The organism is Rossellomorea orangium (genome assembly GCF_019334305.1).
Taxonomy (GTDB): Bacteria; Bacillota; Bacilli; order Bacillales; family Bacillaceae_B; genus Rossellomorea.
Genome location: NZ_JAHWGH010000021.1, coordinates 1 through 23,711, shown reverse-complemented (window position 1 = coordinate 23,711; position 23,711 = coordinate 1). Strand labels below are relative to the sequence as shown.

Annotated in this window: 27 protein-coding genes and 1 pseudogene; 14 read left to right on the top strand and 14 right to left on the bottom strand. The window is 45.8% G+C overall.

Features of this window, described 5'->3' with window-relative positions:
• Positions 1-99: 99 nt before the first annotated feature.
• The 7 genes from KYJ26_RS20565 to KYJ26_RS20535 all read right to left on the bottom strand — a co-directional run bounded on the left by KYJ26_RS20565 (position 100) and on the right by KYJ26_RS20535 (position 5,592).
• Positions 100-747, bottom strand: coding sequence for a TetR/AcrR family transcriptional regulator (locus tag KYJ26_RS20565; RefSeq protein ID WP_219169576.1), 648 nt, complete (start codon positions 745-747; stop codon positions 100-102).
• A 33-nt stretch (positions 748-780) separates the two neighbouring features.
• On the bottom strand, positions 781-1,797 hold the full coding sequence (locus tag KYJ26_RS20560) for an ABC transporter permease (protein ID WP_219169574.1): 1,017 nt from the start codon (positions 1,795-1,797) through the stop codon (positions 781-783).
• Complete coding sequence (locus KYJ26_RS20555) at positions 1,787-2,515, bottom strand: ABC transporter ATP-binding protein (RefSeq protein ID WP_219169572.1); 729 nt, start codon at positions 2,513-2,515, stop codon at positions 1,787-1,789. The genes KYJ26_RS20560 and KYJ26_RS20555 overlap by 11 nt, the downstream gene beginning before the upstream one ends.
• Positions 2,516-2,684: 169 nt before the next feature.
• Complete coding sequence (gene bshB2 / locus KYJ26_RS20550; protein WP_219169569.1) at positions 2,685-3,368, bottom strand: bacillithiol biosynthesis deacetylase BshB2; 684 nt, start codon at positions 3,366-3,368, stop codon at positions 2,685-2,687.
• 37 nt (positions 3,369-3,405) lie between these two features.
• Positions 3,406-3,753 carry a YojF family protein gene (locus KYJ26_RS20545; protein WP_219169567.1) on the bottom strand — a complete coding sequence of 116 codons (348 nt, stop codon included), beginning with the start codon at positions 3,751-3,753 and terminating at the stop codon, positions 3,406-3,408.
• A 170-nt stretch (positions 3,754-3,923) separates the two neighbouring features.
• Positions 3,924-4,733 carry a pyridoxine/pyridoxal/pyridoxamine kinase gene (pdxK, locus tag KYJ26_RS20540; RefSeq protein ID WP_219169565.1) on the bottom strand — a complete coding sequence of 270 codons (810 nt, stop codon included), beginning with the start codon at positions 4,731-4,733 and terminating at the stop codon, positions 3,924-3,926.
• Positions 4,734-5,241: 508 nt separating this feature from the next.
• On the bottom strand, positions 5,242-5,592 hold the full coding sequence (locus KYJ26_RS20535; protein WP_219169562.1) for a YflT domain-containing protein: 351 nt from the start codon (positions 5,590-5,592) through the stop codon (positions 5,242-5,244).
• A 151-nt stretch (positions 5,593-5,743) separates the two neighbouring features.
• Here KYJ26_RS20535 and KYJ26_RS20530 point away from each other — a divergent pair, with 151 nt between their 5' ends.
• The 5 genes from KYJ26_RS20530 to KYJ26_RS20510 all read left to right on the top strand — a co-directional run bounded on the left by KYJ26_RS20530 (position 5,744) and on the right by KYJ26_RS20510 (position 8,155).
• Positions 5,744-6,493 carry a DUF4230 domain-containing protein gene (locus KYJ26_RS20530; protein WP_219169560.1) on the top strand — a complete coding sequence of 250 codons (750 nt, stop codon included), beginning with the start codon at positions 5,744-5,746 and terminating at the stop codon, positions 6,491-6,493.
• Positions 6,494-6,508: 15 nt separating this feature from the next.
• Positions 6,509-7,180 carry a uracil-DNA glycosylase gene (locus KYJ26_RS20525; RefSeq protein ID WP_219169558.1) on the top strand — a complete coding sequence of 224 codons (672 nt, stop codon included), beginning with the start codon at positions 6,509-6,511 and terminating at the stop codon, positions 7,178-7,180.
• A 38-nt stretch (positions 7,181-7,218) separates the two neighbouring features.
• Positions 7,219-7,395, top strand: a complete 177-nt coding sequence (locus KYJ26_RS20520; protein ID WP_219169556.1) for a uracil-DNA glycosylase — start codon at positions 7,219-7,221, stop codon at positions 7,393-7,395.
• 80 nt (positions 7,396-7,475) lie between these two features.
• Positions 7,476-7,763 carry a YwdI family protein gene (locus tag KYJ26_RS20515; protein WP_219169554.1) on the top strand — a complete coding sequence of 96 codons (288 nt, stop codon included), beginning with the start codon at positions 7,476-7,478 and terminating at the stop codon, positions 7,761-7,763.
• Between the two features lie 20 nt (positions 7,764-7,783).
• Positions 7,784-8,155, top strand: a complete 372-nt coding sequence (locus KYJ26_RS20510) for a DUF423 domain-containing protein (protein ID WP_219169552.1) — start codon at positions 7,784-7,786, stop codon at positions 8,153-8,155.
• 48 nt (positions 8,156-8,203) lie between these two features.
• Here KYJ26_RS20510 and gerQ read toward each other — a convergent pair whose 3' ends face one another.
• The 3 genes from gerQ to hemQ form a co-directional block, all read right to left on the bottom strand.
• The gene (gene gerQ, locus KYJ26_RS20505) at positions 8,204-8,650 is read right to left on the bottom strand and encodes a spore coat protein GerQ (RefSeq protein WP_219169624.1); all 447 of its coding nucleotides are present in this window, start codon (positions 8,648-8,650) and stop codon (positions 8,204-8,206) included.
• A 51-nt stretch (positions 8,651-8,701) separates the two neighbouring features.
• Entirely contained in the window at positions 8,702-9,124 is a 423-nt protein-coding gene (locus tag KYJ26_RS20500; protein ID WP_219169550.1) for a cell wall hydrolase, read from the bottom strand.
• A 318-nt stretch (positions 9,125-9,442) separates the two neighbouring features.
• Complete coding sequence (gene hemQ / locus KYJ26_RS20495; RefSeq protein ID WP_219169548.1) at positions 9,443-10,189, bottom strand: hydrogen peroxide-dependent heme synthase; 747 nt, start codon at positions 10,187-10,189, stop codon at positions 9,443-9,445.
• 300 nt (positions 10,190-10,489) lie between these two features.
• Between hemQ and pta the strand changes: the two genes are divergently transcribed.
• Both pta and lipL read left to right on the top strand, forming a co-directional pair.
• Entirely contained in the window at positions 10,490-11,461 is a 972-nt protein-coding gene (gene pta / locus KYJ26_RS20490) for a phosphate acetyltransferase (RefSeq protein WP_219169546.1), read from the top strand.
• A gap of 232 nt (positions 11,462-11,693) precedes the next feature.
• Positions 11,694-12,536 (top strand): octanoyl-[GcvH]:protein N-octanoyltransferase, encoded by an 843-nt coding sequence (gene lipL / locus KYJ26_RS20485; RefSeq protein ID WP_219169544.1) that lies wholly within the window; start codon positions 11,694-11,696, stop codon positions 12,534-12,536.
• Between the two features lie 346 nt (positions 12,537-12,882).
• Here lipL and KYJ26_RS20480 read toward each other — a convergent pair whose 3' ends face one another.
• On the bottom strand, positions 12,883-13,701 hold the full coding sequence (locus KYJ26_RS20480) for an RsfA family transcriptional regulator (RefSeq protein WP_307514163.1): 819 nt from the start codon (positions 13,699-13,701) through the stop codon (positions 12,883-12,885).
• Positions 13,702-13,946: 245 nt separating this feature from the next.
• On the opposite strand from KYJ26_RS20480, the gene KYJ26_RS20475 reads away from it, so the two are divergent.
• From KYJ26_RS20475 to KYJ26_RS20465, 3 genes are all read left to right on the top strand, one after another.
• The gene (locus KYJ26_RS20475) at positions 13,947-14,171 is read left to right on the top strand and encodes a YuzB family protein (RefSeq protein ID WP_034765044.1); all 225 of its coding nucleotides are present in this window, start codon (positions 13,947-13,949) and stop codon (positions 14,169-14,171) included.
• A 267-nt stretch (positions 14,172-14,438) separates the two neighbouring features.
• Positions 14,439-15,740, top strand: coding sequence for an HD domain-containing protein (locus KYJ26_RS20470; RefSeq protein ID WP_219169542.1), 1,302 nt, complete (start codon positions 14,439-14,441; stop codon positions 15,738-15,740).
• A 61-nt stretch (positions 15,741-15,801) separates the two neighbouring features.
• Positions 15,802-16,311, top strand: a complete 510-nt coding sequence (locus KYJ26_RS20465) for a YwgA family protein (protein ID WP_219169540.1) — start codon at positions 15,802-15,804, stop codon at positions 16,309-16,311.
• 58 nt (positions 16,312-16,369) lie between these two features.
• Here KYJ26_RS20465 and KYJ26_RS20460 read toward each other — a convergent pair whose 3' ends face one another.
• A complete protein-coding gene (locus tag KYJ26_RS20460; RefSeq protein ID WP_219169538.1) occupies positions 16,370-16,558 on the bottom strand; it encodes a Vpu in 189 nt (62 codons plus the stop codon).
• A 134-nt stretch (positions 16,559-16,692) separates the two neighbouring features.
• Positions 16,693-16,878 carry a 2-hydroxymuconate tautomerase gene (locus tag KYJ26_RS20455; protein WP_219169537.1) on the bottom strand — a complete coding sequence of 62 codons (186 nt, stop codon included), beginning with the start codon at positions 16,876-16,878 and terminating at the stop codon, positions 16,693-16,695.
• A 257-nt stretch (positions 16,879-17,135) separates the two neighbouring features.
• Between KYJ26_RS20455 and KYJ26_RS20450 the strand changes: the two genes are divergently transcribed.
• Both KYJ26_RS20450 and KYJ26_RS20445 read left to right on the top strand, forming a co-directional pair.
• Positions 17,136-17,741, top strand: coding sequence for a site-2 protease family protein (locus tag KYJ26_RS20450; protein WP_219169620.1), 606 nt, complete (start codon positions 17,136-17,138; stop codon positions 17,739-17,741).
• A 14-nt stretch (positions 17,742-17,755) separates the two neighbouring features.
• The gene (locus KYJ26_RS20445) at positions 17,756-18,259 is read left to right on the top strand and encodes a YwhD family protein (protein WP_219169536.1); all 504 of its coding nucleotides are present in this window, start codon (positions 17,756-17,758) and stop codon (positions 18,257-18,259) included.
• A 685-nt stretch (positions 18,260-18,944) separates the two neighbouring features.
• On the opposite strand, the pseudogene KYJ26_RS20440 reads toward KYJ26_RS20445, so the two are convergent.
• Positions 18,945-21,005 (bottom strand): annotated as a pseudogene (locus KYJ26_RS20440) (transglycosylase domain-containing protein).
• Positions 21,006-21,415: 410 nt separating this feature from the next.
• Between KYJ26_RS20440 and speE the strand changes: the two are divergent.
• Both speE and speB read left to right on the top strand, forming a co-directional pair.
• The gene (gene speE, locus KYJ26_RS20435; RefSeq protein WP_219169534.1) at positions 21,416-22,246 is read left to right on the top strand and encodes a spermidine synthase; all 831 of its coding nucleotides are present in this window, start codon (positions 21,416-21,418) and stop codon (positions 22,244-22,246) included.
• A gap of 102 nt (positions 22,247-22,348) precedes the next feature.
• The gene (gene speB, locus KYJ26_RS20430; RefSeq protein WP_034765069.1) at positions 22,349-23,221 is read left to right on the top strand and encodes an agmatinase; all 873 of its coding nucleotides are present in this window, start codon (positions 22,349-22,351) and stop codon (positions 23,219-23,221) included.
• The last annotated feature ends 490 nt before the right edge of the window (positions 23,222-23,711 follow it).

Below are 23,711 nucleotides of genomic sequence, written 5' to 3'. Positions count from 1 at the left end.
GTTGGGTGGAATTGAAAATAAGTGCTTACGAGACTTCATTCCAACCCGAAAAAAAAGACCCCAAATCAATAGTTGGAGTCCCTTTTACATAGATTATCTTTACTGTTTCCCAATCCCATCCACAATCATCCTCACCGTCATCTCGATCTCCTTCTCATCATCCCAATCGGCTTCAGGAAGGAAAAGATACCGGACAAGGAGCAATCCGAAGATGCTGGACGCTGAAAATCGTACGACTGCGTGTGAGGGCATGTCGATGATCTGTCCTTTTTCTTTATAATGATCAACGAGCTTCACGAATTTCTCGAATACTTTTTCGCCGATATGCTCCCGGAACTGCTCTTTCAGCTCGGGATGAAAGGGGATTTCCTGTATCAAAATCTTAAAAGCGGTCATGTTCTCTTTCAAAAATTCCTGCCGGTTCAAAATCATCGCTTTCAGGAAATCTTCATACCGTTCGTATTTTGCATCGAGAACCTTATTGAGGTCGCGGATGACAAATGGTGCGATCAGTTTAGCCATCGTAGGGGAGACAATTGAAAGAAGCAGTTCCTTCTTCGTCTTGTAGTGCCGGAAGATGGTGCCTTCTGCGACGCCGGCCTTTTTGGCGATTTGACTGGTAGAGGTGGAGGCATAGCCTTTTTCCGCAAACATTTCGATGGCTGCCTCCACGATTTTCTGCTGCTTATCCGTCAGATTTTCTTCCTGGTCGAATAACTGTTTGAATATATTCTTTTCCTCAGACATTTTTAAACCCCTAACTTGTCGTTCATTCCTACCCTATATTTTACGGTATTTTCGGAGGGCTGCAACATTCAGGACGATAAAGAGTAGAGAAAAGCCGATCAGAACTGATAAATTAAAGAGTAAATCTTCGAATGCATAGCCCCGTATCATGATATCCCTTAATGCGTCGGCCGCATAATAGAGCGGGGTGAAAGGTCCGATCCAGCTCAGCCACTCAGATATGGTATCCAAATTGAATAGTCCCGAGAAGAATATCTGTGGAACGACGACAATCGGAATGAACTGCATCATCTGTAATTCATTTTTAGCAAAAGCGGACAGCAATATTCCAAGAGTAAGTGCGGTGAACGATAAGGAAACGATGATGATCAAGACGTTAAAGAAGCTGCCTTTCATCATCATATCCAGAACGTAGATCGAGTACCATGAAATCAAGGATGCCTGTAAGAGGGTCACGATTCCAAACCCGATCACGTAACTGACGACCATTTCCCAGATTTTAATCGGAGAAGCAAGCAGTCTCTCCAATGTTCCCGTTGTTCTTTCTCTTAAAAAAGATACCCCGCTGATTAAAAAGACGAAGAAAAAGACAAAAAATCCAAGTAGTACCGGTCCGAATGAATCGAACATCTCCATGTCCTTACTTCCGTGCACATACTTTACTTCATCAGAAAGGTTCTGTGAATCAGAAGGGAACAATGTCTGAATCTTTTTCATGACGGCCCCATTGACGGTAGGGTCACTGCCTTCAATGGTAATGGACGGTGAGGTGGGGTCTTCGAATGAGATATAGCCATCGAGCTCTCCACTTTTTACGTCCTTCAATGCCTGTTCGGGATCAGTGTAGGATTGGAAATCCTGTGTATCGAATTTTGCCTCCAGCTGCTGTGGAAGGTCCACTATGGCTACCTTGGCATCATAGTCCTTAGAGTTGAACACAAGGGAAAGCATGCTGAGTATAAGTAGCGGAGCCAGGAACATCAGTGCCAACGTCCGTTTATCACGGAGAAGCTGCTGAAGGATACGGACGACGAATCCTCTAATTCTCAATGGAAACACCTCCATTTTTCAAAAAGACATCTTCAATGGAAGAGACGCCATACGTTTCTTTAATGGCATCAGGGGTGTCGCTTGAAATGATTTCCCCGTGTTGCAACAGGCCGAGTTGGTCGCATCTTTCTGCCTCATCCATGACGTGGGTCGTAATGATCAGGGTCCTGCCTTCCTCTTTCAGCCGATGGAAGCTATCCCAGATGTCTTTCCGTAAGACAGGATCAATCCCGACAGTCGGTTCATCGAGGAACAGGACTTCAGGTTCGTGGAGGAGGGCGATGGCAAGGGATAATCGTCGTTTCATCCCTCCCGAATACTGATGGACCGGTTTATTGAGGTGTTCCAACAGATCGACTGTCGTCATCACCTTTTCGATTTGTTCTTTCCGTTTGGCCTTTTTTAATCCGTAGAGGGAAGCCATGAAAGATAAGTTTTCTTTTGCCGTCAATTCATCGTACAAGGCATCGGATTGAGCCATGTATCCGATGGCCGGGTACAGCTCACTCGCTTTCAGCTTGTTTCCTTTATAGGTGACACTGCCGGATGACGGCGTTTCAAGTCCGATCATCAGCTTGATTAACGTCGTTTTCCCAGACCCGGAAGGACCTAATAAACCATAGATATTCCCTTTTGGGATGTTGAGGGAAACGTTTTTGAGCACTTCCTGAGAGCCGAATGATTTCGATAGATTCTTTAGTTGGAGAATGGAATCCATATGAATCACACCTTTCTAAATAATGAGTGATTACTCATTATACTATAATTTATGTATGGTCTTTTGTAAAGTGAGTAATCACTCACTATAATATATTCTCCAAATTCATTTATAGAAGAGGACAATAAAAAAAGAGCTTGAGCCATTGGCTCAAACTCTATTCAAAAGATTATTTCACGTTGTCATTTTCCCATTGATAGCTCCAGAATCGTTCGACGGTCACCCATCTTAGCGCTTCGGGATCATTCTGCTGGATGCCTTTTTCAAGGTCTTTCAGCATCCAGGCTGTTTGAGAGATATGTGCCTTCATAGCGCCGATTTTCTGATCTTTCACCGGTCTGATATCGACGAGGACATCGGGCTTGCCCAGCTCTTCTTCACAATTCTTCGAAAATGCCAGGCAGTGCAGCTTCGGTCTTGATGCCTTCGGGAGGCGACGGACCGCACGTACGACGGCTCTTGCGGTAGCTTCGTGATCCGGATGGACAGAGTAGTCAGGGTAGAATGTGATGATAAGGGACGGATTTAATTCTTCGATTAGCTCCGTCACCATATTCGAAAGCTTTTCATCATTTTCAAATTCAAGAGTCTTATCCCGGTAGCCCATCATGCGCAGATCCTGGATCCCCATCACATCGGCAGCTTTTTGCAGCTCTTTTTTCCGGATTAAAGGGAGGGACTCCCTGGTCGCAAAGGGGGGATTCCCTAAGTTTCTTCCCATTTCCCCTAATGTGAGGCATGCATAGGTGACCGGCGTTCCATTATTTACGTACGTGGAAATCGTCCCTGATACACCGAATGCTTCATCATCCGGATGAGGAAAGATGACAAGTACCTGTCTTTCTTTTTCCATTTTTGACCTCTCCTTTTATATATAAAGTTCAAGTAGTTTAATTGAAAGGTGTCGGACTGATTTCAAGGGCGACGGCGAGCTTCCCGTCCCCGCCATGTCCGGCAAGGAGCAGGCGGCCGTGTTCATCAAGTTCATAATGAGTCAGTCCTTCGGCATAAATCCAGCCGAGTTCGATCTTCAAACCGACACGGTAAGGTCCGTCCCCGATGATTTTTCCGTGCTCATAGTTGACTTTCGCGTTGCGGATATATGCCCCCGCCGAGAAGAAGCCCTCATTGAAGTGGGATGCATAGGCCCCGTTGGTGGTTTCTAAATGTATATAAACGTCCTGACGTGCAAGCTGGGTGATGATTCCCTGCACATCGGCAATCTTGATCGGTTCCATTCTTTTTCCTCCTTAAGTACAGAAAAGACTCATAACCATTATGTACTATCTTACTAAAATTCATGAGTGAATGCGAAAAGTATGATTGAGTAGGAGAGGTCCGTCCCTCCAAAAAAAAGGTGCCAGACACGAAAGGATTCATTCGTGCCTGGCACTACCTGGCCGGGGGATTATTTTTCGAATCGGTTGTAGGCTCCGTGCATGACGGGTCCTACGTATTCGTTCAGTTTGAAGCCGTGTTTAATGGCGGCTGTGACGAATGTTTTGGCGTTTTGTACCGCTTCTTTCACTTCTTGTCCGTTGGCAAGGTTGGCGGTGATCGCTGCGGCGAATGTACACCCTGCCCCGTGATTATAGGACGTTTCTACTTTTTCTTCTTCCAGGAGGGTGAATTCATTTCCGTCATAAAATAAATCAAGAGCTTTGTCGTGTTGTAATTGCTTTCCGCCCTTGATGACGACGTTTTTCGCGCCAAGATCGTGAATCTTCCTGGCTGCTTCCTTCATCTCTTCAATTGTTTTGATCGGACCTGTTTGGGCAAGCTGACCGGCTTCAAACAGGTTGGGGGTTACGACAGTCGCACGCTGCAAGAGATGTTCCCTCATGGCGTCAGTGGTTTCAGGGTGTAGGACTTCATCCTCACCTTTACATACCATGACGGGGTCGATGACCACTTTATTTAACCCGAATGCATCGATCTTTTTCGCTGCCAGCTCGATGATTTCAACAGTGCCGAGCATCCCAGTCTTCATGGCATCGATCCCGACAGACAGGACCGTTTCCAGTTGTGCTTCAAGTGTATCGATGGACAATGGATGAACGTTGTGATGCCAGTGGTTGTTTGGGTCCATGGTCACCACGGTCGTGAGGGCAGTCATTCCGTATACACCGTGCTCCTGGAATGTTTTAAGATCGGCCTGGATCCCTGCGCCTCCGCTCGTATCGGAACCGGCAATCGTTAGTGTTTTCTTTAATGTCATGGTTGCATTCCTCCTATGAAAATAGCTCGTAAAAGTCTGACTAAAGAATATAATATCGACGGGGTAATTACAAATCCTTTTGAGTTTGTATGACGGGAAGTAAACAGCATTGCGATTGCGGCTGGGCATTTATAGCTGCTGATCACCGCATCAAGCATGGTGGCCGCACTTATCCGTTTGAGAGATCAGGCTATGTCCCAGAGCTGATTAAATAGACGGAAAAACTCCGCTTAATTCGCCATGAATAGTAAAAAATGCTGAAATAAGCGGAAGGATTCCGTCTATTGACTAAAAAAATACAAAAATTAGTGATTTTCCTGTACATAAGCGGAAAACCTCCGCTTATGTACCTCAAAACAAGTTCCATTCTCGACATAACAGGAAAAACTCCGCTTATTTTACTTCGCTGGTTCCTCAATAAAGAAACTCGCCAAATTTACTACGGCGAGTTTTACTTTCTTATACCAATGATGTTTTAAAAAATTCACTTCAAAAGGACTTGAAAAACTTAGAAAGGCTTGGCATTATTATCCGTTGCTTCCTTGGAAGCGACGATGACAAGCTTTCCTTTATCCAGTTCTTCTTCATAGGCATCGGCTTCTGCCTGATTCATGCCGACAGACTTCATTTTCGAGCGCAGTTCATCTCCGCGGCTGTTAAACATATTTCCCATGGATTCAAGGATACCCTGTTCCTTTATTCCAGTGGATTCTGTCCCGGTTGCTTCGGTAATGTGTTTAGAGCGGTGTTTGTCATGTGCGAATACGTAAATGTCATCTTTCGTGTAGCCTTCGCTTGTGAACGTTTCGATTTCTTTTTTTGCTTCTACCGCGTTTTCAGCTGTCTGGACTTTATACATGTTCAATACCCTCCAGTTTTTTGTCTTGCCCTTTCTTTTCCCGTTTATTCCATTTTGAAACTTTCCATAAAATAGAAACTCTTTCCAGCAGAATAATTGTTTCCAAGATTCTACATTATTTCCTATAATAGAAGAGAGGAAGGTGGAAGAAATGACAAGTCAATACAAAAGAATACAGGAAATGGAAGCGATTTTGGCAGATTTAAAAGCAACCGAAAGAGAAACAAGTGCCTCATTGGCGATTGACAATAGAAGCAGTAGACGGTGGAATGTGACAAGAAACATTGTGACAATGTGGAAAAAGAGAGTGGGACTGATCCTTCTGGTAGTCGCACTATTGGCGGGAGGAACATTTATCGGGATATATTCGTGGTTATCCGGTTCGACTTTCACAGAAGAAAAAGGTTCCTTTGTCGAACGGATCCAGGATATGAGCTCATTGGCTACGGCCCAAGGGTTCGTGAAGGCCGTGATCGAGCAGGAGGATAATCAATTATTCGGTAAAGAAATCAATGCGGATCTGCCCGGAACGAAACGGAAGCTTCTGATGGTTGTTCCCGGAACGGTCCTTGCGGGGGTCGATTTACAAGGGATTGATGAGAAGGATATAGTAGTGGATGATGAGAAGAAAAAAATCACACTCACCCTGCCCCACGCAGAGATCCTTCAAGAGCCGTCGATCGATACGGACAACATAAAGACGTTTTCGGTTGAAGGCATCTTCAGGAACGATGTGGATTGGAATGAAGGGTTCGCCCTTGCAGAAGTCGCTAAGGATCAAATCAGTCAGGAAGCGATCGAACAGGGCATTCTTCAGGCAGCGGAGAAGAACGCAGAAAAGTCGTTGAAGGGTTTCTTTGAACAAATCGGATACGACGTGACGATTGATTTCCGTAACTAGAAAGGGTGTCTCTTAGTGTCGGCAATTTTTCAAAATGATTGGGCACATATATTGGAAGATGAACTTCAAAAGGAATACTATCAGCATTTAAGAGAATGGTTGAAAGGGGAATATGAAGCAAACACCATATACCCTGATATGCATGACATTTTCAACGCGTTTCACTACACGGCGTATGAGGATGTCAAGGTTGTCCTGCTTGGCCAGGATCCCTATCATGGCCCACATCAGGCAGAGGGACTGAGCTTTTCAGTGAAAAAAGGGGTGAAGATCCCTCCTTCATTGCGAAATATGTACAAAGAGCTTCAAGAGGACCTTGGATGTGCGGTTCCGTCTCATGGTTCATTGGTGAAATGGGCGGAACAGGGCGTCCTGTTATTGAATACAGTGCTGACCGTGCAGGATGGAAAGGCTCACTCCCACAAAGGGAAGGGGTGGGAACGCTTCACCGACTACGTCATTTCTGTATTGAATGAGCGGGAGAAGCCGATGGTGTTTATACTTTGGGGGAAGCCTGCCCAATCGAAGCAGTCCCTCATCGATTCATCCAGGCATTGTGTTGTGTCTGCACCACACCCGAGTCCTTTATCGGCCCACCGGGGATTCTTCGGAAGCAGACCTTTTTCGAAAAGTAATGCGTTCCTCCATGAAGCTGGAATGGACGAGATCGACTGGTGCATAGAATAGAAATGTTTCACGTGAAACACTCGGGGGGAGGATGCCGCATGAAAAAAGAAGAACGGATCAACTGCTTTCAATGTCACTATTTCTATACGACGTGGGAACAGGCTCATCCCAGAGGGTGCAAAGGGTACGGGTTCAAAACGAAAGCAATGCCTTCAATGTTGGTATTTCAATCTTCGGGAAGTCCCTGTATGAAATTCAAGGCAAAACAAAGATGATATTTGCGAAATCCTTCAATAAGAATTAGGATAAAGACGTACATACTGTATGAGATACCTTGTGGAAGGAGTCAACAAGAGTGAATATCCCACATCAAACATTAATCAAGAAAATCGAACATGAACTCGGAAAGGCGAAGGCTGCAGAAAAGTCCCAGCAGATCCGTGAACATGTGTATTCAATAAAAGCCCTGTGCGAAGTATTGCTTGAGGAAAACAATGGGCCATCTGTCCAACCGACCTATTCAGGGCCCCAGCAAACCTACTTCCAGGAACCCCAGCAGGTTCAGAAACCCGTCACCATCCAAAAGGAAGAGCCTCTTGAAACGGATGACGGAGCCAATGGCAATTCATTATTTGACTTTTAAACAAACGTAGGAGGTTCACCATGAAAACATTTATCATTATCGGTGCCATCAATGCCTTTTTATCCGTTGCACTGGGAGCGTTCGGTGCTCACGCATTGGAAGGGAAGATCTCACAAAAATACATTGATACATGGAATACAGGCGTTCTCTATCAAATGTTCCATGCGATCGGGATCATCATCGTCGGGGTGTTGATGGGAAATGTAACACCTACATCCATGCTTTCCTGGTCAGGATGGCTGATGCTGATCGGTACGATTCTCTTCTCAGGAAGTCTATACGTACTGAGTCTTTCCGGCATTAAGGTGCTCGGGGCGATTACACCCCTGGGTGGAGTAAGCTTCCTCGCTGCCTGGATCCTTCTCGTCATATTTGCGGCAAAAACATTATAAACATGAAAATACCCTGTAAGGAAGTCAGCTTCCTCACAGGGTATTTTTTTAACGTTGGGAGTAACCTTGCATCGAACCACCTGCACCATATGGGTACTCATATTCAATTTCTTCATCGAATGTAATGTAATCTAAGTAAATCATCGGAATGAGGTACCGTGTCCCGGTTTGTGGATCGCTCAGGATCAGATGATCCCGTCCAGCGGCTTCAATGATCCCCTTGAATACCTTGGCATTCCATTCCTTGTTGTTCTCGAATGTCGTGTACACCGTCGCTACCTTTCCTTTGTTCAACCGAAGAATATTTTCAATGTACGATTCTTCTATCGGAAGCATCCCCGGGACATTTTGAGAAGGTGCCGGAGCATTTGTCGGTGAAGGGATCGAATAATTCCCGCCACCACCTTGCTGTTGGGGATAATACTGTCCTTGACCTTGACCACCACCGTAATACTGACCATAAGGATTATAGGCAGATTGATTATACCCTTGCATATAAGGGTTTGATTGTTGGTTCGCCAAACCGAATACCTCCTTTGAATGAAATTAATATACTTTCGGACAATCACCTTTAGTGGGTTGATAGAAACAGTGGGATTTGAATCGTCCCGCATTGGACTGGTTATACCACTCGGCCGGGCAATTGCCCGCAGGCTTAAAGAACCAAAGGGAATACGAAGCAGGGTGGTACCTGCTGCCCTTGATGGTCTTCCGCGCCAAATCGATTTCCTTTTGCCGCGCCCGTTGATAAAAGTATCCTTTCTGGGTTGCTTCGAATCCACCTGGACTTTGAAATACCATATCCTGAAGATTCGCCAACTTCTTGAAGTCAAGGCAATCGGACCGAACGCGATTCACCCCGACGTTCCCGACCATCAGCATTCCTTGCTGTCCCTCACCCTCGGCTTCAGCCCTCATCAGTCGAGCCAGGAGCTTTACTTCCTTCTCGTTATAAGGAATAACACCCATCTTCCCACCTCACTTTAGAAGATGCTATGTCTCACTATTTGATGTTTATGTAGGGGGGGAATAATATATTCTTGTGTTTTTGGAATGAAGGAGGGAGGAGTGTTTGTTTTGAAAATGGACCGTTCCTTTCCGCTCCAGGCCCAAGATTCGCGCGGGGAGGAAGTCGAGCCTCCTCGGGCGTTGCCCTGCGGGGTCTCGACCTTTCCTCTTTTCGCTCACCGCCAGCCCCGCGGAAAGCGAGCACATGGAGCGGAAATCAACCAGCTCCTATCTAATAAAAAAACGACAAGCCAAAGGGACTTGTCGTTTTTCGTATGGTTAGTTCACATGAAGGAATTTCGCAATGTTTTCTTCTTTTAACAGGTTTCCTACGTAGAAGGTACCGAATTCACCGTAGCGGGCGCTTACTTCATCAAAACGCATTTCGTATACGAGCTTTTTGAATTGAAGCACATCATCGGCGAACAGGGTGACGCCCCATTCGTAATCATCAAAGCCAACAGAACCTGTAATGATCTGTTTCACTTTTCCTGCATATTGGCGACCGATCATCCCGTGACTTCTCATCATGTCACGACGCTCTTCCATCGGAAGCATATACCAGTTATCATTACCCTGGCGACGCTTGTCCATCGGATAGAAGCAGATATGGTTCGCTTTCGGCAGGATCGGATAGATGCGTTCCTGTACGTACGGATTCTCGTAAGGGTCGCCCTCTGAAGGCATGTAGTTACCCAGTTCCACAACAGAAACATATGAGAATGTCGGGATCGTGAATTCAGCGATTTTCAGCTTGTTGAATTCATTTTCCAACTCATTTAATTCTTCCATTGTCGGACGAAGGATCATTGTCATGAAGTCCGCTTTCTGCCCGACGATCGTGTAGAGGGCATGACTTCCTTCCTTTGCATCCTGCGTACTGTTCAATCGATCTAAAAATCCGTGGAATTCTGCAATCGCAGAGTCTCTTTCTTCACTCGGAAGCATCTTCCATGAAGTCCAGTCCATCGCGCGAAAATCATGCAGGGAATACCAACCATCTAATGTTTGTGCCGGTTCTGCCAACGTAATCACTCCTTAAAGTACTATTTCCAACTTTACTATATCATAGTTTGACCTTAGAGTAAGATTACAAAACCCAATGTCGCTAAAATGGCACAAATCGTGGATAGACCGGGGAATTCTGGAACAGACTATCCTAGGTAGCATGCTTAGGATGATGAAGGAACGGGTAAAAGAGAAAAGGAATTGTTAGAAAACAAAGACTTTTCGTGTGTAACCGATATCATTTCTCCTTTTCCTTGAATTCCTATATGAGAAGAGTATTCTAAGATTGGATATGTATAAATCAAGGAGGTTCCTCTATTGAGCAACTTATTTACCACATTAACAGATAAAGTAAAAGGCAAAGAGTTAAAGATCGTATTCCCTGAGGGGACAGACGAACGTATTCTGACAGCAGCATCCCGTTTGGCAAGCGACGGCATCTTGACACCGATCGTAGTAGGAAACGTGGATGAAGTAAATACAAAAGCGGATCAGCTTGGTGTGAAGCTTGACGGATGTGACGTTGTCGATCCGGCATCATTCCCTGGAATGGACGAGCTTGTGAAAGCATTCGTAGAACGCCGTAAAGGAAAAGCGTCTGAAGAAGACGCAAAGAAAATCCTCCTGGACGGAAACTACTTCGGGACGATGCTTGTCTACACGGGACAGGCTCACGGTCTTGTAAGCGGAGCAGCTCATTCAACAGCTGATACCGTTCGCCCGGCGTTACAAATCATTAAAACAAAAGAAGGCGTCCGTAAAACATCAGGTGTATTCATCATGGTACGCGAAGACGAGAAATATGTATTTGCTGACTGTGCCATCAACATCTCACCTGACAGCCAGGACTTAGCCGAAATCGCGATCGAAAGTGCAAAGACGGCCGAAATGTTCGACATCGACCCACGCGTTGCGATGTTGAGCTTCTCTACAAAAGGTTCAGCCAAATCACCAGAAACGGAAAAAGTCGTTGAAGCCGTTTCTGTCGCAAAAGAAAAAGCACCGGAACTGACGGTCGACGGAGAATTCCAATTCGACGCTGCGTTCGTTCCATCGGTTGCAGAGAAAAAAGCACCTGGTGCCGACATCCAAGGTAATGCCAACGTATTCGTATTCCCAAGCCTTGAAGCTGGAAACATCGGATACAAAATCGCTCAACGCCTAGGGAATTTCGAAGCAGTAGGCCCGATCCTTCAAGGATTAAACGCTCCTGTGAACGATCTTTCTCGCGGATGTAACGAAGAAGATGTTTATAAGCTTGCGTTGATTACGGCGGCTCAGGCGCTGTAAGTAAATAGCATGTAATGGAAAGCCGGATCCTTTTGGAGGTCCGGCTTTTTTGTTTGACTGTTAAAGTTATTTTTAATTTTGACAGGTAAAGAATGATGGACATTCAGCTGTCAAAATGAATGCCCTTTTTAACAGGCAAACCAAAACGAACCCTGGATTGCCCCCCCTTTTTTAGCAAACTCCATTCATATGGTATAATGAGCTCGCATGTTGTCAGTGAAGGAGAAGCGTTATGGATAAAGAAAAAGCATATGCACTGCTTCGTCAAGATCGATGGAGAGTGATTGATCAATCAAGTTTAGGACCGATGTTCGGCGCATTGCAGTCGTTCGCCATGGATGACACATTATGCACGGTGATCGGAGCAGGCCAGTCAGACCCGACGGCACGCTCGTGGGTCCATCATCAAACGGTCGTGTTGGGTATACAGGATACAAAGCTGCCGTTTCTTTCGGATGCCCTGGAGGTGTTGGAAGAAGCAGGCTATCAATATATTGTGCGAAACTCCGGTGGATTAGCAGTGGTATTGGATGAAGGGGTTTTGAACCTATCATTGGTGTTCCCGGATTCAGAAAAGGGCATAGACATTAACCGGGGCTACGATGCCATGTGGTTACTCGTTCAGGATATGTTCAAGGATTTCGACGTGGAGATCGAAGCGAAGGAAATTACACAGTCGTACTGTCCGGGAAGCTATGACCTCAGCATCAACGATCAGAAGTTTGCCGGGATCTCCCAGCGGAGGATCCGGAACGGGGTAGCCGTTCAGGTATACCTCTGCGTGGACGGAAGCGGCTCTGAACGGGCGAAGCTGATTCAGCGTTTTTATGAGATAGGATTGAAGGATGCGACGACGAAATTTACGTTCCCTGACATTGTGCCTGAAGTGATGGCCTCTTTATCGGAGCTCCTGGGAGTCGAATTATCGATACAAGATGTTATGCTACGATTCCTGAAGTCGTTGAAAGGGTTCAGCGGTGAGTTTTATAGCAGCGCCCTTCAAGGGGAAGAGTATGGGATGTACGAAACGTATTATCAGCGGGTCGTGGATCGGAATGAGAAGGTGTTGGGATAAATGGGAGAGCTGGACTTCGGTGTGGATCGGGTCTGGTTTTTTATTGGGTAAAATTGGTAAAATACGCAAAAAAGAAGATAATGACGCAATTATGGTTGATTTTGACGCAATAAATTCAGAAATGACGCAATCACCCCGGATTTTGACGCAATAAAATAAAAAATGACGCAATCGAGAGGATACACGCCCCTCCTTGAACCCAATACCCACTCTATATCAGCACAAACCAGGTTTAGATAACAGTTTTTAACCAAAATGAACAAACTTTAAGTTTTGTAGAAAGAGATTCTTGGTTAATCCCAATAAAAAACCAGCACGCCCATAGGCGCACTGGTTGGGAATCCATCTATTCAGCCACTTTTTCTAAATTACCGTTACGATCCATTTTAAAACGGGGTGCCTTTGACTCGTCTTCATCGAACACGACGAGCTTTCTGGCACGATTCATAATCTGCATCAATGTTTCGTAGTCTTCCTGCATCGTGACGGAATTGTTTTCAAGGGCTTTGACTTTCTTCTCGAGCTCGGCGTTTTCCTTCCGGATATCGGAAATTTCCTGCCTCAATCGTTGATTTTCAATCTTTACGTAGTCTGAGTTCATGTTGGTTTGGGCCAGATTCTGCAGGAAGGCGATCACTTTCTCGAGTGTGACTTCCCCTTTTAATCCCGATGGCTTCACCACATGGTTAGCTGCAGGAGCCTGTTGGGCCACATAGACTTGTTCCTCACTTGCTTCCACCTCATAGTTCTGCTGCGGTTGTTCGGTTTCTTTCCCCAGTTGTTCCGTTTCCGGTACGTAGTTTTCGTACTCGGCGGCGAATTCCAGTTCTTCTTCAGCTTCAGACATTGATAGAGACATAGCATCTAAATCTTCAAATGAAGGGGTAGGTGGCTGATATAATAGCTTTTTCTTGCCGCCTTGATCTTTGCCGAGAATGCGATGGCGCTGCTTACGCTGTTTTTTTGCTAGTTGAAGAGCTTTCTCGTACTGGTGGCGAACGACGGCGTTCCAGCGGAATCCACATGCGGCGGACGTGCGGTTCAGCTTGTCTCCGACTTCTTCAAAGGCATTTAATTGTGTACTGCCTTCACGGACATGTCGCAGGACCGTTTCGGCCAATAATAGATCATTTTCTTCTGTCCAGGCATCCTGTCTTGTTTTCATCATCATTTCATCTCAACTCCCAAAGTTTTCTTAAAGTATTCGTTGATAAAAGGATGGACCATTTTCACCGTTTTTATACGAATATGCTAAAATTATTTTCTGTCTGCTAGTTTCGTTGTATCGGTGGGCTTTTGAGGAGCTGGAAATGATGTGTTCTTGCAATACATGACAGAAAACTGTATTCTATAAATCGATGTTTACGATGAATAAAATCCATTTCAATAGATAGAAAGGGTTGTGGACAGATGGCAAACGAATTTCGTGTTTGCGATGATTGTCAGGCCGTTAACTTAAAGACCTTGATTCCAAAATTAAAAGAAATCGACCCGGATGCACCGATCGACATTGCGTGCCAATCCTATTGTGGTCCAGGGCGCAAGAAAACATTCGCATTTGTGAATAATCGTCCTGTAGCGGCGTTGACAGAAGAAGAGCTCATGGAAAAAGTAATCAAGAAAATAAAGAAATAAAGAAAACTTCCACCTGAGGGAGTTTTTTCTTTTCTTTTGAAAAAAATAAAGGTTTGCGCCCTTAAGGAAAAGGAAACTAGTTAAGGGGTAGAGAATTAATTGAAGAGAGGTTTTTTGTCAAGCGTCCAACTTTTTTTGAAGAAATCGGAACGCTTGGGACTGATCATTCAGAAGAAAAATACCTATTTTTTTCGACAAAATTCGAGATGAAGACCAGGACGTAAGTCGCTATAATAGAAATATGCTAGTTTAGGAAGAGGGTAGAAGATGGAGTATGCCAAGCAGAAATTACATGAAGAAAAAGTATTTAAAGACCCTGTTCACCGCTATGTTCATGTAAAAGATCGCGTGATTTGGGATTTGATCGGGACGAAAGAGTTTCAGCGACTCCGCCGGATCAGGCAGCTCGGGACCACCTATCTGACCTTTCACGGGGCTGAGCACAGCCGTTTCAACCATTCTCTTGGCGTATATGAGATCATCCGCCGGATCGTGGACGATGTCTTCGCAGGAAGGCCGGAGTGGAATCAGGATGAACGGTTATTGTCGTTATGCGCGGCGTTATTGCACGATCTCGGGCACGGGCCTTTTTCCCATTCCTTTGAAAAGGTGTTCCACCTCGATCATGAGCACTTCACACAAGCCATCATCCTGGGAGATACCGAGGTGAATGCGGTTCTAAGCAAGGTCGCTCCGGAATTTCCGAAGCATGTGGCGGAAGTGATTGCGAAGACGTACAGTAACAAGTTGGTCGTCAGTCTGATATCAAGCCAAATCGACGCCGACCGCATGGATTATTTGCAACGTGATGCCTATTTTACAGGGGTAAGTTACGGTCATTTCGACATGGAGAGGATCCTTCGAGTCATGAGGCCGCGTGAAGATCAGGTTGTCATCAAGCAAAGCGGGATGCACGCCGTGGAAGATTACATCATGAGCCGTTATCAGATGTACTGGCAGGTGTATTTCCATCCGGTGACGAGAAGTGCAGAAGTGATCCTGACGAAGATTCTACATAGGGCGAAGGAGCTTCATGAAGAGTTTTACTCCTTCAAGCAAAGCCCGATCCATTTCTACTCCCTATTTGAGGGTGAAGTGTCGCTTCAGGACTATTTAAAGCTGGATGAAGCGGTCATCATGTATTATTTTCAAATTTGGCAGGAAGAAGAAGATCCGATATTACGGGACTTGTGCGAGAGGTTCATGAACAGGAATCTCTTCAAGTACGTCGAGTTCGATCCTGCGAAGGAGTACAAGAAGCATAGTGAGCTTGAAGCCCTCTTTAAAAAGGCGGGGATTGATCCCGATTACTACCTGGTGGTGGACTCATCTTCAGACCTTCCTTACGATTTCTACAGGCCGGGCGAGGAAGAGGAACGGCTCCCGATTCATTTGTTAATGAAGAGTGAGGAGCTTCGCGAATTGTCCAGGCAGTCGGACATCGTGGATTCCATCTCCGGAAAGCGCCGGACCGACCACAAATTATACTATCCAGTGGATTTACTATATGACGAATCGACGAAGAAGAATATTAAGAGACAAATAAGGATGATTCTAGAACTGACATAAATGACACTACAGCCAATGAGGATCTGACATATGCGATACTAGGAGTAGGAGATGAAGTACATTGTTGAAAGACCATGCAAAACTGATGAGTGCCTTCTTAGCCTCTGGCGAAGTGGTGGGAAGGAAGAAGCTTCAGAAGATGATATTTATCGCCAAGAAGCTTGAATTCCCGTTTCAGGAAAAATTTCAATTTCATTTTTATGGCCCGTATTCGGAAGAATTGACGCTTCGGGTGGAGGAACTCTGTAATATGGGGTTCATTTCGGAAGTAAAGGAGAAAAAGGGCGGATATTACCAATACCGCTACACGGTCACGAAAGAAGGGGAAGACTTCCTGCAGATTTATGAGAAGGAAATGCCCCACTTAAAGGATTGCCTCACGGATATGAACATACAATCAGCACGCTTCCTTGAATTGGTTTCAACCGTCTTATATTTTGACAACCTTCCAAAAGAAGAAGTCGTGGAGAAAGTATTCACACTCAAGAGCAAGCAGAAATACACAGAAGAAGAAATCGACGAAGCCTTCGCCTACATCGAAGGACTAAAAACGAAAAAAATCGTTCAGTAGAGAACGTTCTTATATGAGATAAGGGGGTCGCCCGTTTTGAGGCGATCCCCTTTTCACACTATTTAGGTGTCTGATCCATTTTTTCAATGATCCGATCAAGCTTTTCTTCAATTTGCTTATCTTGTTTCTGCTGCTGGATCCGCCTATTCCGCCATCCTTTTGCCACCATAAAAAAGAACACGACAATGGCTAAAAGGAGAGCCATCATGAACAGTTGGAAGACGACATCGCCGATATTGAAGTCCATATCACTCAAATCCTTTCCATATGTGTATGGTATATCGTATTCTTCAGATGAGAATGTTGCCCATTTTTTCTGAATAGATCCATTTGGAGGGATAAAGAGAAAGCCTGCCTTGAGAGCAGGTAGACTTAGATGAATTATTGATCGCTCAGTCTCTTCCCGCCGACGGCATAGTGACCTTTTGTCATTTCTTCGATGAACACGACGATTTTCTCTTCAGGTGCTCCCGTTGTTTCGCTTACGGCTGTTGTCACTTTTTCGACGAGGGCCCGTTTTTGTTCTTCTGAACGGCCTTCGAGCATTTTGACGGTGATATAAGGCATTATGATTCGCTCCTTGCTTTGGGATTTGGTACAATCTGTGGTAGGCTCGTACTCTTTAAATGTAATGGGTAGGGGATGAGAGAGCAAGTTTGATATGATAATGTCATGAATGCAGGAATTTTTCTGTATACTATGGAATAAGGAAGTAAATCATTTTTTAAAGGAGTATACATACTTTGGATACCATTAGCTCACTTTTTGAGTCGATTTCCGTCTTCCGATTGGAGGAGCTCCCGTTCGTCGTGATCGCCCTCGTCATGGCCTTTACGGTTCATGAATTCGCCCACGCTTTTGTGGCATACAAATTCGGGGATACGACAGCGAAGGATCAAGGAAGACTGACATTAAATCCGATTCAACATCTGGACCCGTTTGGGACCCTTTTAATATTAATCGCAGGCTTTGGTTGGGCACGACCGGTTCCGGTCATGAGATCCCGTTTCAAAAACCCGCGCCTGGCAGGAGTGCTCGTATCCGTTGCAGGTCCACTGAGTAACTTCCTGCTCGCGTTCATTGCCTTCGGGATCTTTTACTTTTTTGTAGGGGTGACGGGTGGTGTCGGTGTTCCACCGTTCATCATTGATCTCTTGCAGATGATCGTTTACTTAAATGTATTATTATTCGTCTTTAATTTACTGCCGTTCCCTCCACTGGATGGGTACCGGATCATAGAGGATCTGTCCCCGAATCATGTCAGGGCAAAACTGTCCCAGTATGAGCAATACGGCGTTCTGCTCTTTTTGATCATTGTGATCACGCCGCTGGACGAATTTACGATCTGGCCGTTATTACAAGGTGGTATGACTGCGACCAACCAGGCATTCAGTGCGATATTCACGACGATCTTTTCAATCTTTAGCTAAAGGAGTGAAGTTTCATGGAAAAGAAAAAGAACATTGGTTTCAACATCATCAAAAGTGATCCGACAGACGGCCACGGTGGCTACGGGGTAGGTTCATTGAGCCTTGATAATGTTTCCCCTGTCATGATTGATGTAGAAGAAGGGGAAGCAACGATCGAGATCGGTGCCATGCACGCAAGAAGCCCGATCGAAAAAGGAATCAAATTCACCAATAACCGCGAGGACTCCGCAGGCGGTAAGCCGTACTGGCTGATCTGGGTGACCATCGACCGGATGGAAGACGGCCCGTACTATGCAGGAGTGACAGCTTGTGAGCTCGTCGTGAACCGCGAAAAGCGCAGAGGCTACAAGTCCATGCCGGAGCACGTGAATAATATGGATAAGTCCATCAAACGGAAGATCGTCCTTGACCATCTGGACGACAAATCCAAAGGCATTCTCAAGGACTTTTTAACGAAGCATGATGCAGGCATGTGGGAACGCTCAAAGGATGAGCTTAAGGAAGCGTTAAAAATATAAAATCATCCTTTTGTGAACAAACTGTGACATTTATTTGAATATGTCGTTCACATCTTGCCCTTATGGAAGAAAAAAAGTACACTTAAATCACAGTTTGCACATAAACTAGGACATGAAAGACCCCGGGTTCGCACAAACCCGGGGTTTTTCGTTTTGGTTTTATAGCTATATAGTGTGTGATTAGGGGTTGGTTCGGTAAAATGGGATTTCGTTGAGCCGGTTTCGGTTTGACTTGTGTCAGTTCACGGGAAACTTGTGCCAAATGGTGAACACTCATTTTTCTAGAAAGACTACCTCCGCTTTTGGAGATGTCCAGCTCCGGCGGCTAGTCCCTCGAGGTCATAAGACAAGAACGCCAAAAAGGCAAAGAGCGCCTTTCCGACGTTCTTGTCTTATGCTTGTCGGGCCTGACCAAGCCGCCTCCGCTTTTCGAAATGTCCAGCTCCGGCGGCTAGTCCCTCGAGGTCATAAGTCAATAACGCCAAAAAGGCAAAGAGCGCCTTTCCGACGTTCTTGCCTTATGCTTGTCGGGCCTGACCAAGCCGCCTCCGCTTTTCGAAATGTCCAGCTCCGGCGGCTAGTCCCTCGAGGTCATAAGTCAAGAACGCCAAAAAGGCAAAGAGCGCCTTTCCGACGTTCTTGTCTTATGCTTGTTGGGCCTGACCAAGCCGCCTCCGCTTTTCTGTTAAAAAATCCAATCCTTTACTTTATCGTACCAAGACTTCTTCTTTTTCTCCGGTGCCTTTTCTTTCGGAGCTTCTTTTTCCCCTAAATGTTCATGGCAGTATTCCGTCGGCTCGGTTCCTTTCACGAAGTAGGTGAAGCGCTGCACCGGGCAATCTTCAGTGGCGAGCAGTCCGTTATGTGGATTCACTGCTACACCGACGACGCCTTTCGTCGGTTTGAAGTTTTTGACCGGTTCATCCTTTAAAGCTTCTTCCATGAAGTGGACCCAGATTTTCTTGGCATAGTATTTATCGTCGACGAGTGAGATTTCTTTTTCTCTGTCGTATCCGGTCCACACTCCCGCGGTCAGTTGAGGGGAGTAGCCGATCATCCAGTTGTCCGTGTTGGTCGTGCCGGATTTACCTGCGTAGGGACGGGTCGCGTCTTTTCTGATTTGGATCCCTGTCACCGTCGAGTAATCATTGAGCTTCGGATCGAATATCCCTGTCAGCATATGGGTCATGACATAGGTGAGGTCCGGATCGAGTACTTGCTCTTTTTTCGATTCATGTTCGTAAATGACGTTCCCGGACCAGTCTTCCACTTTCGTAATGAAGACGGGCTTCACTTTGTAGCCGCCGTTGGCAAAGATGCTGTAGGCGTTGACCATATCGATGACTCTTGCCCCGGATGTCCCGAGAGCCGATGAAGGGTATTTCTTCACCCTGGTCGTTAAGCCGAACTTTTCTTTTGCCGTTTCGGGCAAGGTGTCCTGGCCGATGAAGAGGTGGGTCTTCACAGCGTAGACGTTATCAGACAGTGCGATTGCCTGGGCAAGGGTGATATCACCATTTGCATATTTATTGTTGTAATTATGAGGGGCATACTTTTTTCCATTATCGAACGTGAAGGACGTCAATTCGCTCTTCATCGTGGTAGAAGGCGTAAACCCCTGCTTTAAGGCAGAATAGTAGAGAAGCGGCTTGATGGTCGATCCCGGCTGGCGGATGGCCTGTACGGCACGGTTGAACGGACTTTCTTAATAATTCCGTCCCCCGACGAGAGCCGTCACATACCCATTTTTCGGATTCATGGAGACGAATCCAAGCTGGATATCGGATTCTTCGGAAATCTGTTCCTTCACGACTTTTTCAGCAACCTTTTGATGATTGGGGTTGAGTGTCGTATAGACTTTCAAGCCGCCCATCTCGATGGTACGTTCTTCAATTCCCAAGTCCGAACGCAAGATACTTTTCACCACATCTTGAAAATAGGGGGCGGTTTCTACCTTTTCATGGGCATGTTCGCCTGTGATGCGGATCTGGGCTGCTTTGGAAACGGCTTGCTGCTCCTTAGATATGAACCCGTCCTCGGTCATGGACTGAAGGATAAGCTCCTGACGCTTCTTGGCATTGTCCATATGAGTAACGGGTGAATAGTAAGATGGTGCTTTCGGTATCCCGGCAAGCATGGCCGCTTCGGATACGGATAATTGATTGGCGTCCTTTCCGAAATAGTACTGACTGGCTGCCTGGACCCCATATGCACCGTGTCCGTAATAGATGGTATTTAAATAGCCTTCTAGAATGTCCTTCTTGGAGTAGTTCATCTCGATCCTTATTGTATAGAGGGCTTCTGAGATCTTACGTTTCCACGTCTTATCGTGGGAAAGAAATAGATTGCGAGCGTATTGCTGTGAAATGGTACTAGCTCCCTGTACCTTCGACATGGCTTTGACGTCGGCGAGTGCCGCCCCTGCCATCCGTTTTATATCAAATCCGTAATGCTCGTAGAAGCTTTTGTCTTCGATTGAAATGGTCGCTTCTATGAGGGCCGGAGAAATTTCCTTCAGCCCGACCCAATAGCGCTTCTCCCCTGTATTTGATTCTCCTATGACAGAACCGTCCTCACTGTAGATCAAAGTAGATTGAGGGACGGCGAGAGGCGGGGGACCCTGGACCTTGGCGTAGATCAAAACCCCCATTATCCCGAGCATAAAGAGGACCATAGCCGCGAGGGCCCCCACCACTGCAAATCTCGCATATTTTTTTGTCTTCTCCATTCGAGCCATCAGTTCCATACCTCTCCCTGCTTTCCCTGCAAAGGCCCGCATTTCTTGAGGGACGGACCTTGGATTTTTTTATATCAGTGCATTGGTTTATACTGATTAACGTGTAGTATTAGTATGAAAAGATTTACGAGATTTTAAACCTCAAAGGTTTAGAAAAAATTTCACTTGAAATTTTGCTAGATTCCACTATACTTTTTCTCATGTTTGTATTTATCATGATAGGGAAGGATAAAAATGACGTCCTTTGCGGATGTTTTTATAAATAGGAGTAAAGCCCGTTATGTCAGGCTTTCGCTTAACTTTGTCCTCTAGGTGAACGTGTGAAAACTCAAACTAGTGGTATACGATTTTTTTCAGCTTGGTACGGCAGCAGCGAGAAAATCGATAAAAATTGAAAAACAAGAAGGGAAGTTGAAACAATGAGTGGACTTTGGTACACAGAGAAACAAACAGAAAACTTCGGAATCACAATGAAAATCAAGAAGACTTTACATACAGAGCAAACGGATTTTCAATATCTAGAAATGGCTGAAACAGAAGAGTGGGGCAATATGCTGTTCCTTGACGGGATGGTCATGACGAGCCAGAAGGATGAGTTCGTTTATCATGAAATGGTCGCACATGTTCCATTATTCACGCACCCGAACCCAGAGACAGTATTGGTTGTAGGTGGCGGAGACGGCGGCGTCATCCGTGAAGTGTTAAAGCACCCGAGCGTGAAAAAAGCGGTTCTTGTTGAAATCGATGGAAAAGTGATCGAGTATTCGAAGAAATATCTTCCGGAGATTGCGGGAGAACTTGAAAACGAGCGCGTGGACGTACAAGTGGACGATGGCTTCATGCATATCGCGAAAAGTGAAAACGAATATGACGTAATCATGGTGGATTCCACTGAGCCAGTCGGACCAGCAGTGAACCTATTCACAAAAGGTTTCTACGCAGGAATCTCGAAAGCATTGAAAGAAGACGGAATCTTCGTCGCTCAATGTGATAACCCATGGTTCAAGGCAGATCTTATCCGCCAGGTACAAAGCGACGTGAAGGAAATCTTCCCAATCACACGCCTGTACACAGCGAATATCCCGACATACCCAAGCGGCCTATGGGCATTCACCATCGGCTCCAAAAAGCACGACCCAATCGAAGTACCTGCAGAGCGTTTCCACGACATCGAAACCAAATACTACACACCGGAACTGCACAACGCAGCCTTCGCCCTGCCGAAATTCGTTAAAGACCTGACAAAATAAGTTTGAGGGACGGACCTCAAATTTCAAGGTGAAATCCTATAATATCAAGGAGGGACGGGCCTGAACCAAGGTCCGTCCCTCTAAATAGAGAGGTTGAAGAATATGCGTTTTGATGAGGCTTATTCAGGTAATGTGTTTATTAAGAGTCATCCTTCTTATGAGGATAGCCAGGTAGTCCTTTATGGGATGCCGATGGATTGGACGGTGAGTTACCGTCCGGGTTCCCGTTTCGGTCCTGCCCGTATCCGCGAGGTGTCGATCGGATTGGAAGAGTACAGTGCGTACTTAGACCGTGAGCTTGAAGAAGTGAAATATTATGACGCAGGTGACATTCCGCTTCCTTTTGGTAACCCGCAGCGAAGCATCGATATGATAGAAGACTATATCGACGGCCTTCTTGGCGACGGGAAAATCCCATTCGGAATGGGTGGCGAGCACCTTGTTTCATGGCCGGTCATGAAAGCCATCGCGAAGAAATACCCGGACCTTGCGATTATCCATATGGACGCTCACACGGATCTTCGTGAAGAGTATGAAGGGGAGCCATTATCCCACTCAACTCCGATCCGCAAGATCGCTGAGCATATCGGACCGAAGAACGTCTATTCATTCGGAATCCGTTCAGGGATGAAGGAAGAATTCCAATGGGCAAAGGAAAACGGCATGCACATCTCTAAATTTGAAGTGCTTGAGCCGTTGAAGGAAATCCTTCCTCAGCTTGCAGGACGTCCTGTCTATGTAACGATCGACATCGACGTATTGGACCCTGCCCACGCTCCTGGCACAGGAACCGTGGACTGCGGCGGAATCACTTCGAAGGAATTATTGGCATCGATCCATGCGATCGCTCACTCTGACGTCAATGTCGTTGGTGCAGACCTTGTAGAAGTAGCGCCAATTTATGATCCATCCGAGCAGACAGCGAATACGGCCAGTAAGCTGATCCGTGAGATGCTTCTTGGTTGGGTAAAATAAAACAGCTGATAGCCCTTTCTATTTGACAGAAGGGGCTTTTCTTTTATACTATATGTTTAAAGTTTTAAACATATAAACCAATTAGAGGGACGGACCTCTTTTACAAAAGCTGTTTTTGTATACATTGTTGCTTTTGAAGTAGCGAGTGGCGGTTGATTTCCGCTACAGGTGCTCGCTTTCCGCGGGGCTGGCGGTGAGCCTCCTCGGCTACGCCTGCGGGGTCTCACCTGTCCAGCGTTTCCCGCAGGAGTCGAGCACCTTCCGCTCCAATCAACTGACGAAAAGTTTGACTGTTACAAAGTGTGGAGATTGCGTATGCCACTGCTTTTTCATTCGTTGCAGTGTCTGATTTTATTTAATAGTCCTTTACTCTTTTTAAACGGATGGTCACACACCATTTTGCTCTGTCAATTACTTACTACTTTAGAGGGTGAAGGGAACTGCGTAGACTCCTACGGAAAACGGGCGTGCCGAGACCCCGGAAGCGGTT

Excerpts from the sequence above, each read along its gene's own strand:
- KYJ26_RS20565 (WP_219169576.1), bottom strand. The coding sequence starts at position 747 with ATGTCTGAGGAAAAGAATATATTCAAACAGTTATTCGACCAGGAAGAA.
- KYJ26_RS20555 (WP_219169572.1), bottom strand. The coding sequence starts at position 2,515 with ATGGATTCCATTCTCCAACTAAAGAATCTATCGAAATCATTCGGCTCT.
- bshB2 (WP_219169569.1), bottom strand. The coding sequence starts at position 3,368 with ATGGAAAAAGAAAGACAGGTACTTGTCATCTTTCCTCATCCGGATGAT.
- KYJ26_RS20545 (WP_219169567.1), bottom strand. The coding sequence starts at position 3,753 with ATGGAACCGATCAAGATTGCCGATGTGCAGGGAATCATCACCCAGCTT.
- pdxK (WP_219169565.1), bottom strand. The coding sequence starts at position 4,733 with ATGACATTAAAGAAAACACTAACGATTGCCGGTTCCGATACGAGCGGA.
- KYJ26_RS20535 (WP_219169562.1), bottom strand. The coding sequence starts at position 5,592 with ATGTATAAAGTCCAGACAGCTGAAAACGCGGTAGAAGCAAAAAAAGAA.
- KYJ26_RS20530 (WP_219169560.1), top strand. The coding sequence starts at position 5,744 with ATGACAAGTCAATACAAAAGAATACAGGAAATGGAAGCGATTTTGGCA.
- KYJ26_RS20520 (WP_219169556.1), top strand. The coding sequence starts at position 7,219 with ATGAAAAAAGAAGAACGGATCAACTGCTTTCAATGTCACTATTTCTAT.
- KYJ26_RS20510 (WP_219169552.1), top strand. The coding sequence starts at position 7,784 with ATGAAAACATTTATCATTATCGGTGCCATCAATGCCTTTTTATCCGTT.
- gerQ (WP_219169624.1), bottom strand. The coding sequence starts at position 8,650 with ATGCAAGGGTATAATCAATCTGCCTATAATCCTTATGGTCAGTATTAC.
- KYJ26_RS20500 (WP_219169550.1), bottom strand. The coding sequence starts at position 9,124 with ATGGGTGTTATTCCTTATAACGAGAAGGAAGTAAAGCTCCTGGCTCGA.
- lipL (WP_219169544.1), top strand. The coding sequence starts at position 11,694 with ATGGATAAAGAAAAAGCATATGCACTGCTTCGTCAAGATCGATGGAGA.
- KYJ26_RS20480 (WP_307514163.1), bottom strand. The coding sequence starts at position 13,701 with ATGAAAACAAGACAGGATGCCTGGACAGAAGAAAATGATCTATTATTG.
- KYJ26_RS20475 (WP_034765044.1), top strand. The coding sequence starts at position 13,947 with ATGGCAAACGAATTTCGTGTTTGCGATGATTGTCAGGCCGTTAACTTA.
- KYJ26_RS20470 (WP_219169542.1), top strand. The coding sequence starts at position 14,439 with ATGGAGTATGCCAAGCAGAAATTACATGAAGAAAAAGTATTTAAAGAC.
- KYJ26_RS20460 (WP_219169538.1), bottom strand. The coding sequence starts at position 16,558 with ATGGACTTCAATATCGGCGATGTCGTCTTCCAACTGTTCATGATGGCT.
- KYJ26_RS20455 (WP_219169537.1), bottom strand. The coding sequence starts at position 16,878 with ATGCCTTATATCACCGTCAAAATGCTCGAAGGCCGTTCAGAAGAACAA.
- KYJ26_RS20450 (WP_219169620.1), top strand. The coding sequence starts at position 17,136 with ATGGCCTTTACGGTTCATGAATTCGCCCACGCTTTTGTGGCATACAAA.
- KYJ26_RS20445 (WP_219169536.1), top strand. The coding sequence starts at position 17,756 with ATGGAAAAGAAAAAGAACATTGGTTTCAACATCATCAAAAGTGATCCG.
- speE (WP_219169534.1), top strand. The coding sequence starts at position 21,416 with ATGAGTGGACTTTGGTACACAGAGAAACAAACAGAAAACTTCGGAATC.
- speB (WP_034765069.1), top strand. The coding sequence starts at position 22,349 with ATGCGTTTTGATGAGGCTTATTCAGGTAATGTGTTTATTAAGAGTCAT.